A 13,003-nucleotide genomic window follows, 5' to 3' on the forward strand; every position below is an offset into this window, starting at 1 on the left:
TCAGAACGCTGCGTGAGCGAGGTTCTCTTCGTCGTTCGCGACGTCGTCGCGGGTGATGATGCGAGCCGCGGGCGGCGGCGGGCTGATGGTCGGCGCCGCCGGAGGCTCGAGTACTTCGAGCCCGTAGAGCGCTTCGGTCATGGCGACGAGCCCGGCGATGTCCACCGGCTGCGACTTGTGCCGCGACCATGCGAGGTTCTCGGCGTACTGCGTGACCACACCGCCCTCGACGGCCAGGTCGACCGCGGGCTGATTGACGACAACGAGCCGGCGATCCCGAACGCGGTCGCGGATCCGGCCGGTCGCGGTCGCGAACGTGCCGCCGTCAAGCGCGTGCACGTGCAGGCCGAGCGCCTTCAGCGGCTCGATGAACTCGACCGCCGCGGTACCGCGCGCCTGGATGACGACCTCGCGCTGGCCGGATGCCTCAGCGAGCTCGGCCATGTAGTCAGGCACCCAGAGCATGCCGGCGCGGCGGTGGCGCACCGTGGCGAACGGCCGTCCGTCGGCGGTCATCGCGGCCGCACCGATCCAGGTCGTCGACCTGTCGGGCGTTGAGGTGTCGATCGACCACACCGTGCGGGTGCCTCGCGGGATGACGATCTCGGAGACGGGCACGTGGAGCTGCCGCCAGTCCTTCGGGGCGATGAAGGAACGGACCTTCGACGTGACCCACTGGCAGAGCACCTCGGTGCGGTAGGACGCCTCGAGCATGTCGCGCGAGTCCTGGAGGATCATCTCGATCGTGATCTCGCCGTACCCGATACTCGGGTTCGCCTGCAGGATGCCGTCGATGTCGTCGAGAGCGCAGCCGTCCGGCGCCGACCACTCGAACAGGGCCGACGTCGGCGCCGCGAGCTCGCCGTTGGCGTACGCCTCCAGCTCGTCGATGCCGCGCTCGAGCCACGCCTCGATCTCGTCGATGAGGTTCTCGCGGAGCTTCTTGAGCACGACCGACCGGGCGTCGCCGGCGTTCGAGATCATCCAGAGCTGGGAGTTGAACACGGCCTTCGTGGTCTGCGCGACGGAGTCCCACGCATCCCAGGTCTGCTGCTCGCGACCCTCATCCATCAGGACGCGGGCGGCGGACTTGCCGCGGCCGCCCTTTCGGGATGCCGCGCGGACCTCGTAGTGTGCGCCGTTGCGGAGGTAGATGCCGGGCTGGCCGTTCTTCCGCTGGATCTTCGACAGCACCCTCGCGAGCGCCGGCACGCAGCCGTCGTTGTCCTCGTCGCACCAGCGGGCCGTGAGGTTCCACACGTCCTGAGCGGTGTCGAGGTTCTGCGCGGTGCCGAGCACCTTGAACCGGAACGGAGGGAGGCGGTCCTCGAAGCGGTCCGAGTCCACGAACAGCCACCACGCCGCGAGTACTGCGGCGAGCATGCTCTTGCCGTTCTGGCGGGCGACGAGCACGACGACGCGGCGGAACCGGAAGGTGCCGTCCGAGTTCAGCTCGAGCGCATGGATCAGAAGCCACTTCTGCCACGGGTACAGGTCGACCCCGAGGAACACGAGCGCGAACTCGATCACCTCGAAGCCGAGCGAAGTCTCCTCCGTGAGCGGGCGCAGCGGTCGCGTCCACAGCCGGGGTTCTTCCCGGCCGACGAGGTCGGACAGGTCAGCCTGCAGCTCCCCCGCGTCGGCGCCGGTCCTTGAAGCTACCGAGGTCAACCGGACCTCCTTCGTCGGACGTCGACTCGCCGGATGGCGGGTCGGTGGGTGCGGGCACCGATGCGTTCAGGGCGGCGCGCGCGGCCGGCGTCGCGCCGAGCTCGCGCAGCCCGTTCCACAGGTGCGGGAGCAGGTAGAGCGCCTTGGTCGCCTCGAGGGACGTGCCGTTCGCGACGGCGTGGTCGATTTGCCGAGCGACCTGGCGGCATGACGCGATGAGCGCGGCATCCGCGCCTTCGGTCTTCAGCTCCTTGAGTGTGTCCTCGAAGGCGTCGGTGATGGCGTCCTTTACGCGGTTCGGCTCGCCGAGCAGTCGCTGCCGGAGTTCGATCAGCCGCATGACGCGGTCGGTCGCTGCGACGTCGCCGTTGATCGCCTTCTTCCACATCGCACGGTGCAGAGCGTCGAGGCGCTCGAGCTCCAGGATGCGCGACGCGGTCTGGTCGAGCGCGACCGGCGATGCGGCGATCGCGACCTGGACCGCATCGCGCGCCTCGTCGACCGTGCAGTCGAGCTGCTGCGCGATCGTGTCGTACGGGATCGCGGCACGGAACAGCGCCAACGCCTTCGACGGATCGACGTCAGGCATCGACCATCTCCGAGAAGTCCACGGCCACGCCCCCGCGCACCGGCTGAACGCCCGTGTGCTCCTGGTAGCGGCGACAGATCACGTCGGCGTAGGTCGGGTCCAGCTCGACGACCATCGCGCGGCGACCGAGGCGATGCGCGGCGATCAGGGTCGTACCGGATCCGGCGAACCCGTCGAGCACCCAGCCGCCCGGACGGCACGAGTTGGTCAGCATCCGCTCGACCAGCTCGACGGGCTTCATCGTCGGATGCTCCGCGGACCGCGACGGCCGCGCGACGTCGAACACCGTCGACGAGCGGTTGTCGCCGAACCACTGCGGACCGCCACGGCCGAGGCGACCATCGCCGCCGGCGGTGAAGCCGTACGCGATCGGGTCGAAGTCGCGGTCGACCTCGCCCTCCAGGATCGGCTCGGACTGGTAGTGGTAGTCGGCGCGCGAGAGGACGAAGCGGTCCTTCACCCACATCAGCGTCTGCCGGTACCGGATGCCGAGCCGGCCCATCGCAGCCTGCAGCGGGACGCGCAGCACGTCGGAGTGCGCGACGTAGACGGGCGCGCCGGGGCGGCACACCTGCGCGGCGACCTCCAGGAACGCGACCGACACCGCGATCGCGTCCGCCTCGCCGTCGTTCTGGATGCTCAGGCCGGTGCCGCCGACGTACTCGACGCCGTACGGCGGATCCGTCCACACGCAGTCGAACGCGACGCCCTCCGGTATCGCGGCGCGCACGGCGTCCAGGTCGCCAGACGAACCGACGAGCAGCCGGTGCGGGCCGAGCTGCCACACGTCACCGAGGCGCGACACGGCGTCCGTGGCATCCGGCCGGGCCGGCACGTCGTCGGGGTCCGTCAGCGAGACGGGCTCGTCGGCGGCGGCGAGCAGCGCGTCGAGGTCGGCGCCGGTGTAGCCGGTGCCCTCGAGGTCACCCGCGGCCGTCATCGCGGCGATCAGGTCGGCGTCGTCGTACGCGCCGAGATCCGCGAGCCGGTTGTCAGCGAGCACGATCCGGTGCGCGGTCGCCTCGTCGACGTCGACCGTCGTCGCCTCGATGTCCGCCCACCCGAGCGAGCACGCCGCGAGGTAGGTGTGATTCCCCGCCAGGATCTCGTTCGGCCGCCCCGTGAGCGTCCCGACGTTCACCACGATCGGCCGGTACTGACCCTGAGCATCCAGCGACGCCGCGATCGCCCGCACATCGCCACGGCGCGGGTTCCGATGGAACACCTGCAGCTCGTCGACGGGGAAACGGACCACGGACAGCATCGCTGGACCTCTTTTCTGCGCGGGCGCGCGTGATGGGGGTGGGCAGATCGCCCGGGGAGAGAGGACAGCTCCCCCGGGCTCTGGTCCACCCCCGATGGACTTGCTGGATTTTCTGGGCGTCCAAGCGAACTGGCGTCGCAACCGAACGCGCCGTTCCGCTACCGTCGGGGGCAGCAATCGTGAGCACTGGGGGGCAACTATGGCGAAGGCACGAAGCGGCAAGCGTCCGCAGAACCCTGCACAAGGGAACAACCGTTCACTCAGTTCGACGACAAGCGGCACCATGCGTGAGTCGGAGGACGGCGAGATCACGATCTTTCTCAGCTATGCACGAGCTGACGACAAGGTCTACAAGATGGTGCGCCACTTCAAGGAGCTGCTTATCCACTTCGTTCACGCGAAGTCCGGTCGCAAGGTGAAGGCCTTCTTCGACCAGGACGACCTCCGGTGGGGCGACATCTGGGAGAACGAACTCGAGACTCGGATCCTCGGAGCTTCGGTGTTCATCCCCATGCTCAGCGCGAGCTACCTGGACAGCGAGAACTGCCGCTGGGAGTTCAACCGTTTTCACTCGAATGCCTCGGCGCTCGGCGTTCGAGAACTCATCCTTCCGGTGCTTCTCCTGAACGCTCCGGCTATCTTCAATCGCAACTCCGACGATGAACTAGTGCGTGATGCCGCGGCTCGCCAGTGGGAGGTGATCGAGGACGCTGTGCTGTCCGATCCAGGCACGTCGGCGTGGAAGGTGACGATGGCCCATCTGGCAGACCGCTTTGTGGACTCTTACGCCGCAGCCGAGGCGCGGCTCGCGACGCTCGACGGCGCCGACCTGCAGCCGGTCAAGCCAGCCAACGAAGCCGGGGACCACCACGCCAGCGACGACGCCGACGGTGACGGCGACCTCGACGACGATGGTCCGGTATTGGCAGAGCTCATGGAATCGATTCAGAACAACGTGAACCGCGTCACCAGCATCGCGTCGAGCTTGACACCTACTGTGCAGCAATTGGGAGAAGCAGCGAGGCAGAGTAACCAAGGTTCTCGGCCTCAAACGCCGCAGCAGTTGCAGGCGTGGAGTCGCCGGGCGGCTGGTGCCTTCGAGGAGCCCGCCAACGCGCTCGCCTCCCAGGGCGAGGAGATGCTCAACGTGACCAAGGCGCTCGACGTCGACATGCGGCGTGTGCGACAGCTGACCAAGAGCCTGCTGCCGGAAACCGCGTACGCGAGGGGTTACAACGAACTTATAGCTCCCCTGCAAGGGATGGGCACCGTTCGTGACCAGCTGACGAGCCTTCTCGATAGCCTCAAGCCCGCCGAAGTGATCTCCGTTCCGCTCCGAAAGGCGTTGCGGCCGGCTCGTAATGGCGTGACTCGAGTAACGGATAGCCTCGACTTGATGGAGTCGTGGCAGCCCATCGACCTCGACGGCTAGAGCGTCAGCGCCTGCTACCGCTATCCGCTACCACCAGTCGGGCACCATGTCGCCCAGCTCGGGCGCCGGGGATCCGTTGCCGCGCTGCTGGTTGCAGAGCATGTGCGAGTGGCGGAAGTTGTCGGGGTCCTGCTGCAGCTCGGGATGCGTGGACACCGGGAAGTAGTGGTCGAGGTGGTGCGAGTCCGGGGCGGTGCCGGCGCCGACGTTGTAGTCGATGCGGCCGTCGCACAGCCAGCAGACGGACGCGGGCCGGGTCTCGGGCTCGGCGTCGAGCCGCTTCCCCTCGTCGAAGAACTCGTCGCGGAGGTCGTGGTCGAGGCGGGTGTTCGTTCTCGCCACGGTGCCTCCTGAGGTGGTGACGAGGGGCGCCGGCGCCGTCACGGTTCGGCGCCCCTCGGGCGGTGCAGGTATCTCCTCGCCTGAGCAGATGGCAGGCGATTGTGGGAGCCCTTCGCGGGGAAGATCGCCGCGTTGACACCGGTCTGGTCACCTCGGCCGGGAGGAGCTGGACGCGCGAATCCCGATGTCGCTGCGTGCCATGGGCTCGAACCCCCGGCCGAGGGATCTAGATGGCGACCTGGTCGCCGTGGTTCGTGGTGACGGTGTATCCGTCGATGGAGAGCACCAGGCCCTCGCGGGTGTGCCTGCCCCGGCAGTACCGGAGAATGTCGCCGACCCGGATGCCGTCGGCGTCGTCGACGTCGAAGGTGCGGGGTGCGGTGGAGTCGATGAACGCGGCCGCGTCGCGTGCCTCGGCGGCGAGGGTGCGGGCGTCGTGCGTGTGCCGGCCGTCGAGGACGTCGGCGAGCTGGATGAGTCCGGCACGATCCCGGTCGTCGCGGAGCCGTTCGATGTTGCGACGGTTCGTGGCGAGGTAGTCGTGTCCGTGCCCGTGGTTAGGCTCCACGGCAGCCCTCCTATCGATTGCACTCGATGGTGTGGGTGAGGTCTCGGGTGGGCGTTGGCGCGCCTGCCCGGGACCGTCTACGGGGAATGCGAGAGCCCCGGTTGCCGTGTGGCTGGCCGGGGCTCTCGATCGTGTTCTCGGTGTGTGAGAACTGTCTAACCATGAACGTAGGGTCTGACACCGCGGACGTGTCAACTCGGATTCGTATCTCACCGGTCGTGTGCGCCTCGTGGCGTCCCTGAACGCCGTTCCGTGGGTGCGGGTGAGGGATCGTCGTCCTGCGCGGCCTGAGCGGCGAGTGCTCGGCGCAGCCGGATCTGGTGAACCGGGTCAGCCGTCATACGGTCCCGCCACCACGCGAGAAGGATGCGCTCCTCCACCACCCGGACGCGCTGACCGCCGCGCAGCTCCCACGTCATCGGCATCCCACGCTTGCGCCACCGGTTGATAGTCCGAATGCTTCGGCGGGTGCGCGCGGCGGCCTGCCGGTAGGTCAGAGTCTTCACGAGGGAGGGCACGGACCGCTGGTCGGGCTTCCGCCCCGACACGATGCCTGCATGATCGACATCGACCTCCTGGAATTCATCCTCCGCCTCCTGCCCCAGCTGCTTCCGTGGGCGATGCGCCTTCTGAGTAGGTGGCACCGCAGGAGCGACACACGCCGACCTGCACGGGCTTCGGCGACCCGTTCGGGCCGTCGATCCAGTCGATGACGACGGCAGGCTCCGCGCACGACGCGCACACGCGCGGCCGGGCCCTGCGCTCGGTACCGGCTCCGCGGTAGCGGCCCTTCATCCGACGGATGAGGCTGAACATCTCGTCCTCGAGCTGGCCGAGGTCCCCCCAGTCGACGATGTGCTCGACGTGCTCGGCGAGCCATGCCGTGACCCGGTATGCCTCCCGCCGCGCTACGTCGACAACGCCCGGGAAGCTGAGCGCGAGGGCTGGCGCGTCGGTCCCGTGTCGGCGCACCGCGTCGAGGTACTGGCGGACCGTCATCCAGAGCTCCTCGGAGTCCGCCGTGGCGGCGCCGTCGCGGATCGGGACGTTGTCGTAGTAGCCGCCGCCGGTGATCTGAACCGCGTCGAAGCGGGAGCCGCCGCGCGAGACGCCGATGCTCGGCGTTGCGAGGACGCCGACCGTCTCGAACAGCGCGGGGATCTGGTCGATGTGCCAGAGATACTGGCGCACCCACTCGCGGTACCCCGCCTCGGGGTCGATGGCGTCGAGCGGGATGCTCACGCGATCGCCGCCTCGATGCGAGACACCGTGTCGTCGTCGAGTCGGCGGAGACCGAGCGCACCCCGATACGGGATCGGCTCAACCAGGGCGCGCGGATGCGCGAGCACGAGGTGCTGATACCAGCCCTCGGGTGCCGGGCCCATCGCCCACGGGGAGCAGTGGTGGCGGCATCCAGCCGGGTGCTCGGCGCAGTGGTGATCAATGCGGCCGCAGCCGTTGATCACCGAGGCGCTGTGCACGTCCAGGAGGTCGACGACACCGATGATGTGTCCGATGCCGCCCATCCAGGGTGATCCCTTGAGTGGGTCCGTGTTGGCCGCCATGTAGCGCTTTGCCGCCTCACGGAAAGACGGATGGATGTGAGACGGGGTGGCGATCGCGTGCGTGTCGATCTCGCGGGCGACGTGGATGGCGACGGGCCCGCGATAGCCCCCGGCGATGTTGCGGACGCGGTTCTCGACGTCCTTGCCGCCATGGATGATCGCCCACGCCCACGGCTGGCGAACGGTGAGAATCCTCATCGGGATGCCCCTCTCTTGCGCTTCGGCGCGATCTCGGTGTGGAGCTTGAACAGCTCCGGATGACGGCGGATGTACTGGAAGACCGACCGCCACTCGGCGACCTCCTCCGGTCGCGCCTGGCAGACGTTCGTGACGGTGTTCTCGGTCGTCCCGAGGTCCTCCGCGATCCACCGGGCAGGCAGTCCCTCGGTGCGCAGCGCGACGACCCGCTCGCGCTGCTGCTCCGTAAGCTGGCGGCCGCTCATGGTGCGAGGTTCTCGTCGACGTCGGAAGCCTCGGGCAGCTCCCAGAGGTGAAGCGTGCGCGGGTGGTGATCAACCCACTCGGCGCGCGGCGGGAGGAGCTGACCGACAGTCATGCGATCCGGCATGAATCGGTACCGCGCGTCGGCAAGCTCATCCCACGACGGCAGCCGTGACGAATGCGACACGGAGACGTGGAGGCGACCGGCATCAGTCGAACGAAGAGCGCGCAGCTGACCGTCAGCGACACTCGCGGTCCACGCGTCGCCGTGCGGCCAGAAGCCGTCCGGTGCCTTCGTCCACAGCGGCGTGGCATCTCGGCGTGAGCCCGGCGCCGCAGATCCGAACGCGCTCATGCTGCGGTCCCTTCGAGGTCGAGCAGGTCGAACAGCGTCGGCGTCGTCTCGGCCGCGTCGTGCTGGCGGAGGTAGACCAGCGAGTCGGCGACGGATGCCGGGTTCAGCTCGGATCCGTAGCCGCGGCGGCCCTGGCGCACAGCCTCGAGCACCGTGGAGCCGAGCCCGCTGAACGGGTCGTAGACCAGCTCCCCCGGGTTCGAGTACTGCGCGATGAGGCGGCGCGGGATCTCGAGCGGGAACGGGCAGATATGCTGCTCGACGTTGCGGCGACGCTGCGCGGAATTCAGCGTCTCGATGCGGAGGATGTCGGTCCACACGTCGGGGCGGGCCGACCCGGGTACGAGCGACGCGAAGGTGCCCGGGAGCGCGTTGGCGGCGGCCAGGCGCTCGGCGAGGGCGACGTGCTGCTCGTAGTCGTAGACCGACAGCTGCGCCTGCTGGGTGAACAGGCGGGAGCGGGTGCCGGGGTCGAGTACTGCGAGCTCGTCGATCGACAGGAGCCGGTCGCCGGATGCCCGCCAGTCCGCGGCCGCGTCGATCTGCCACCGGCCGACGGAGTACTCGTCGCGGTCCTTCACGACACGCTCGTCGGCCCAGCCCTTCGACCGGTCGGTCTGGGGCTTGTGGAACAGCAGCACGTACTCAGGCGAGCCGACGCCCATCGGCGTGTGGTCGCGGAGCATCTTCGTGTACGAGAGCCGGTAGGTCTGGTTGTTCTCGCGCACGACGTCGGTGGTGACGGTGATCATGCCGTAGTAGTCGAACCCGTGCTGTCGGTAGTGTGCGATCGCTTCGGCGTGCAGCTCGCTGACGGTGTAGACGCCGCGGCCGGTGACGGAGCCGAACAGCAGCCGGTCCTTGACGTGCACGGCGAGCATCCGGCCGGGCATCAGGGCCCGGTAGAGCGACGGGGTGAGGTAGTCGTTCTGCCACCAGAAGTGCGCGTTGTCGTCGGTGTGGCCGAAGTCGGCGTAGTTCGGCGAGTACTCGTAGTGGTTGCCGAACGGGATCGACGTGACGATCAGGCCGACGCTGTTCTCCTCGAGGTGGTCCCGGGCCTCGGCGACGGAGTCGTTCAGCGCGATCGTCCACGCGTCGCCGAAGTGCTCCTCACGCTCAACACCCATCGCCCGGACAAGGGCGAGCGAGATCGCGGATGCCGAGAGGCCGAACTCGCGGAGGACCTCAGACATCGTGTCGGTGAGCGCATCGTCCTCCGCCCATTTCGCCTCGAGCGAGGACCGCACCTCGGTCTCGGTCTCGGCGTAGATCAGGTGCACCGTGCAAGGCCGGGTCTGACCGAAGCGGTGGATGCGGTGCACGGCCTGGATGATCTGCTCGTACTTGTGGGTGATGCCGACGAACACGGCCGCCGAGCACTGCTGGAGGTTCAATCCGCGGCCGAGCTGCACCGGCTTACCGATGAGCGCGTACGTCCCGCCATCGAGCCACTCCTGCAGGCGCTGCTCTATCTGCTCGTCGGCGAGGCCGCCGTGGATGGACGAAAACGAGATGCCACGGTCGCGCAGCTCACGCTCGAGCGCCTCCTGCTCATCGTTCAGGTCGCACCACAGGATGATCTGGGGTCGGGCCCCGTACACCTCGGGCTCCCAGTTCCAGTCATGGTGCGCACCGACGATCTTCATCGCGCGCTCGATCCGAGCCTCGAGGGTGTGGCGCTTCTCGCGAGCGGCGTCGACCATCGACATCGCTCCCCCACGCACCAGCACGCCCTGACCGTCGCGCTCCACCTGGTCGGAGAGAAGCCCGACGGTTACCTCGTCCCAGACGACGTCGAGCGCGGGAAGCGCGTACCCCTCATCGGAGAAGCCGAGGTCGGAGGGCCGCTGGATGAAGCACGCCCAGGTGTTCAGCCAGAGCCAGAACTCGCGGCGCTTGTGCGGGTACAGCTGGAGGTTCGCGGCCTTCGTCGAGTCGCGCTTGAAGAACCGGGTCAGCGCCTGGCCGGTGTCCATGATGCCCAGGAAGCCGGCGTAGTGGATCAGCTCCTTGTGGCGGTTCGGCGACGGCGTGGCGGTCGCGACGAACCGGAACGCGACGTCGGCGAACATCGGCAGGAACCGCTGGTAGGTCTCCGAGCCGAACGAGCGGAGGATCGCGGCCTCGTCGAGCGAGACGGCGGTGAACCGGTCGACGTCGATCTTGCCTTCGCGCACGGACTCGTAGTTCGTGACGTACAGGCCCGACCAGTCCGGGTCGATCTCGTCGGAGTGGCGGATGAAGCGGACCTCGGTATCGAGGTGCTTCCGGCCGTCGCGGATGATGTCGAAGCGGACCCCGAGCGGCGCGACGATCAGGCCGCGGCGGACCCGCTGCCCGAGCGCATCCCGCTCGCCGTGCTCGTGAGCGTGCTCGACGACGAGGCGGAGTACTTCGAGCTGCATCACGGACTTGCCGAGCCCGTAGCGGGCGAAGATCGCGCGCCGGCCGCCGGCGACAGCCCACTTCACGATCGCGGCCTGGTGCGGCTTGAAGTCGGGGTGACCCTCGCGCATGATCGGCGAGAGCTGGTCATCGGTGACCTCGAACCCGAACGCACGGTCGAACGCGACCTTCTCGCGCAGGAACGCTTCGTAGTCGAGGGAACCATCGTTCCCGGTGTTGAGTGTCAGTAGAGCGGTCATCGTGCTTCCTCGTCTGCTCGTCGGGCGGCGTGGCAGTCCACGCAGGTGACCCGGTTCCAGTCCTTCTCGGTGTTCTTGGTCTTGCGGCCGCAGTAGGCGCGGCCGGTGGTGTGGTGCAGCGCACGTCCATCGGCGTGCACGACGTCGGTACTCAGAACGGCACCGACCGAAGCAGCAGGCACACCATGTCGACGGCGTGGCACGGCGTGTGCTCGGCGCGGGTGAGCGAGTTGCCGATGCGCTTCGAGCACGTCCCGCAGACGAGGCCCGCCTGTTTCCCGCAGTACTCGCAGACGAGGACGTGCGTCGCCGCCTCCTCGCACCGCGCGACCTGGCACTCCGGCTCCTCGTCGACGTGCTCTTCCAGATGGGCGAGGATCTCCTCGTCGTGCGCACCGAAGCGGTCGACCTCGGCTCGCTCGGTGGGCGACAGAGCCGGCGCGCTCATGCCTGGCCTCCGGCGTGGCATCCGTGCGTGCACGGGACCATCTGGTCGCGGCCGTCCATCGTCTGGCCGTCGCAGTTGCCGCACTTCCCCTGGCGGCATTCGGGGTGCACGGGCCCGTCGGTGTCGAACCCGTGGATCCGAGTCACGGGCCGCGCGCGACGGTCCTCCCAGTACGCCGACAGCGCCTCAGCCTTCGAGACCTGCAGCATCCCGATGAACTCGGCGGTCTGCTCCTGGTCGAGCGAGACGGTCGCGGTCGTGTGCGTGAGCGGGTCAGTGACCGTGACGGCCACCGTGTAGTCGTTCGTGACCTCGACATCGACGACGGGCAGCTCCACCTGGATCGTGATGCTCATCGGCCGACCTCCGCATCGCGAGCGGCTTCGTCGTCGTCGAGTTCGTCGGCGGGGACGGGCGCCCAGTCGGTGACGGACCACTCGCGCTTCACGAGGCGGGCACCAGGCACGTATGGGAGCAGCTCGGCGGGCGTTGCCATCTCCTCGAACGCGTCGGCGAGATACACCCCCTCGGTGTCTTCGTTATGGCCGACCTCAAGCGCGTACTCGGTGCCGGCATGCGACGCGCCGTCGTCGGTGATCGGTCCGCGCCCACGGTCGCGCCACTCGGTGAGGATGCGGTCGACGTGGGCGCTCGGCTTCGCCGCGTCGCCAGGTCGGTATCCCCGCACCCATCCTCGGAACTCGCAGCCACCCTCGGTGATGCATCCGTCGTGCACCTCGTCGAGCAGGTCCGCGAGCGCTTCCCGCTCGTCGTCGGTGGGCGGCTCGGCGGACAGCAGACGGAGCGCTGACCGCATCATCGTGGCGGCTTCGAGCACCCGGCCTCGGCGGGCGTAGTCCATGGCCCAGTTCAGGAGATGGGCGGGGCCGTGCTCCTGGTCGTGAGCGTCGTCGTAGCCGTGCTCGATCTGCCGGGCGCGTTCAGCGTCCATCGCGGCGGACCACTCCTCGACGCTCGGCTCGGTGGGCGGCTCGGGGATCGGCGTCACCTGGAGGCCGTGGTCCCGAAGCTCGTCGATCAGACGTTCCGCCTCGTAGCGATGACGCGTCCAGCGCTGGATGCCGTCTGCCACCTCTTCGAGCGTCGCGGCCTTCGATCTGGTCTCGACGGCGCACATCGCCTGCGCCATTCCGTCAACGACCGCGCTCACAGCCCCAGTCCTTCCCGAATGTCGTCGCGCAGGTCCGGAACGGACCCAGAGCGCACGAACGAAGGGATGCGGCACTCCGCCCCATCGAGAGCTTCCTGAGGGGAACTCAGCGCGATGATGTTCGCAATGCGCTGCTGCTCGACGAGCGCGAGCGTCGCCTGCACCTGGCCGACCGCAGCGATCGCCTTCGCGACCTCGAGGTCTGCGCCCTGCTCGAGCACTTCGTCGGCGTAGCGGATGTCGCTCGCCGCTTCCGCGGCGTGGTCGATTCGTTCGCTCACAGACCCAGTCCTTCCCGGATGCCGGCGCGAGCGACGTTCAGACGCTCCTGCCGGGCGACGGTCGCGGGCTGCTTCAACTTCGACACGTCGACGTCGTCGAGCGCCGAGGTGCCGAGCGCGAGCACCGCGATCAGATTCGATGTGCGCACCTCCGCGGCGAGAGCGTCGACCGCCTCGACCTGCGTGCGGCGCGGCTTGGTTGCTTGTGCCATGTACTTCGTTCCTTCC

Annotated in this window: 18 protein-coding genes; 1 reads left to right on the plus strand and 17 read right to left on the minus strand. The window is 68.4% G+C overall.

The genetic code is table 11. The annotated features are described in order from the left end of the window. From VC184_RS09350 to VC184_RS09360, 3 genes are read right to left on the minus strand one after another with little or no spacing between them, the layout of a single operon-like run. A complete protein-coding gene (locus VC184_RS09350) occupies window positions 1-1,671 on the minus strand; it encodes a hypothetical protein (protein WP_323985902.1) in 1,671 nt (556 codons plus the stop codon). After that, window positions 1,619-2,260 carry a terminase small subunit gene (locus VC184_RS09355; RefSeq protein ID WP_323985904.1) on the minus strand — a complete coding sequence of 214 codons (642 nt, stop codon included), beginning with the start codon at window positions 2,258-2,260 and terminating at the stop codon, window positions 1,619-1,621. The genes VC184_RS09350 and VC184_RS09355 overlap by 53 nt, the downstream gene beginning before the upstream one ends. Continuing rightward, entirely contained in the window at window positions 2,253-3,524 is a 1,272-nt protein-coding gene (locus VC184_RS09360; protein WP_323985905.1) for a DNA methyltransferase, read from the minus strand. Before VC184_RS09360 ends, VC184_RS09355 begins: the two co-directional genes overlap by 8 nt. A gap of 199 nt (window positions 3,525-3,723) precedes the next feature. Between VC184_RS09360 and VC184_RS09365 the strand changes: the two genes are divergently transcribed. Continuing rightward, window positions 3,724-4,956, plus strand: coding sequence for a toll/interleukin-1 receptor domain-containing protein (locus VC184_RS09365; protein ID WP_323985907.1), 1,233 nt, complete (start codon window positions 3,724-3,726; stop codon window positions 4,954-4,956). 27 nt (window positions 4,957-4,983) lie between these two features. Here VC184_RS09365 and VC184_RS09370 read toward each other — a convergent pair whose 3' ends face one another. From VC184_RS09370 to VC184_RS09435, 14 genes are all read right to left on the minus strand, one after another. Then, window positions 4,984-5,298, minus strand: coding sequence for a hypothetical protein (locus VC184_RS09370; RefSeq protein ID WP_323985908.1), 315 nt, complete (start codon window positions 5,296-5,298; stop codon window positions 4,984-4,986). A 226-nt stretch (window positions 5,299-5,524) separates the two neighbouring features. Beyond that, complete coding sequence (locus tag VC184_RS09375; protein ID WP_323985909.1) at window positions 5,525-5,866, minus strand: hypothetical protein; 342 nt, start codon at window positions 5,864-5,866, stop codon at window positions 5,525-5,527. Between the two features lie 209 nt (window positions 5,867-6,075). Then, complete coding sequence (locus VC184_RS09380) at window positions 6,076-6,384, minus strand: hypothetical protein (protein WP_323985910.1); 309 nt, start codon at window positions 6,382-6,384, stop codon at window positions 6,076-6,078. 64 nt (window positions 6,385-6,448) lie between these two features. After that, on the minus strand, window positions 6,449-7,108 hold the full coding sequence (locus tag VC184_RS09385) for a hypothetical protein (RefSeq protein WP_323985911.1): 660 nt from the start codon (window positions 7,106-7,108) through the stop codon (window positions 6,449-6,451). Beyond that, complete coding sequence (locus VC184_RS09390) at window positions 7,105-7,629, minus strand: ASCH domain-containing protein (protein ID WP_323985912.1); 525 nt, start codon at window positions 7,627-7,629, stop codon at window positions 7,105-7,107. The genes VC184_RS09385 and VC184_RS09390 overlap by 4 nt, the downstream gene beginning before the upstream one ends. Continuing rightward, complete coding sequence (locus tag VC184_RS09395) at window positions 7,626-7,874, minus strand: hypothetical protein (protein WP_323985913.1); 249 nt, start codon at window positions 7,872-7,874, stop codon at window positions 7,626-7,628. Before VC184_RS09395 ends, VC184_RS09390 begins: the two co-directional genes overlap by 4 nt. Beyond that, on the minus strand, window positions 7,871-8,227 hold the full coding sequence (locus VC184_RS09400; RefSeq protein WP_323985914.1) for a DUF7694 domain-containing protein: 357 nt from the start codon (window positions 8,225-8,227) through the stop codon (window positions 7,871-7,873). The genes VC184_RS09395 and VC184_RS09400 overlap by 4 nt, the downstream gene beginning before the upstream one ends. Then, a complete protein-coding gene (locus VC184_RS09405) occupies window positions 8,224-10,875 on the minus strand; it encodes a DNA methyltransferase (protein WP_323985915.1) in 2,652 nt (883 codons plus the stop codon). The genes VC184_RS09400 and VC184_RS09405 overlap by 4 nt, the downstream gene beginning before the upstream one ends. Continuing rightward, window positions 10,872-11,015, minus strand: a complete 144-nt coding sequence (locus VC184_RS09410; RefSeq protein ID WP_323985916.1) for a hypothetical protein — start codon at window positions 11,013-11,015, stop codon at window positions 10,872-10,874. The genes VC184_RS09405 and VC184_RS09410 overlap by 4 nt, the downstream gene beginning before the upstream one ends. An 11-nt stretch (window positions 11,016-11,026) precedes the next feature. Continuing rightward, complete coding sequence (locus VC184_RS09415) at window positions 11,027-11,323, minus strand: hypothetical protein (protein WP_323985917.1); 297 nt, start codon at window positions 11,321-11,323, stop codon at window positions 11,027-11,029. Then, window positions 11,320-11,679 carry a hypothetical protein gene (locus VC184_RS09420; protein ID WP_323985918.1) on the minus strand — a complete coding sequence of 120 codons (360 nt, stop codon included), beginning with the start codon at window positions 11,677-11,679 and terminating at the stop codon, window positions 11,320-11,322. Before VC184_RS09420 ends, VC184_RS09415 begins: the two co-directional genes overlap by 4 nt. Further along, on the minus strand, window positions 11,676-12,494 hold the full coding sequence (locus tag VC184_RS09425) for a hypothetical protein (protein WP_323985919.1): 819 nt from the start codon (window positions 12,492-12,494) through the stop codon (window positions 11,676-11,678). The genes VC184_RS09420 and VC184_RS09425 overlap by 4 nt, the downstream gene beginning before the upstream one ends. Further along, entirely contained in the window at window positions 12,491-12,775 is a 285-nt protein-coding gene (locus VC184_RS09430) for a hypothetical protein (protein WP_323985920.1), read from the minus strand. Before VC184_RS09430 ends, VC184_RS09425 begins: the two co-directional genes overlap by 4 nt. After that, window positions 12,772-12,987: a hypothetical protein gene (locus tag VC184_RS09435; RefSeq protein ID WP_323985921.1), complete on the minus strand. Its 216-nt coding sequence runs from the start codon at window positions 12,985-12,987 to the stop codon at window positions 12,772-12,774. Before VC184_RS09435 ends, VC184_RS09430 begins: the two co-directional genes overlap by 4 nt. Between the last annotated feature and the right edge of the window lie 16 nt (window positions 12,988-13,003).

It is taken from the genome of Microbacterium plantarum (assembly GCF_035231185.1).
In the GTDB taxonomy this organism is placed as follows: domain Bacteria; phylum Actinomycetota; class Actinomycetes; order Actinomycetales; family Microbacteriaceae; genus Microbacterium; species Microbacterium plantarum.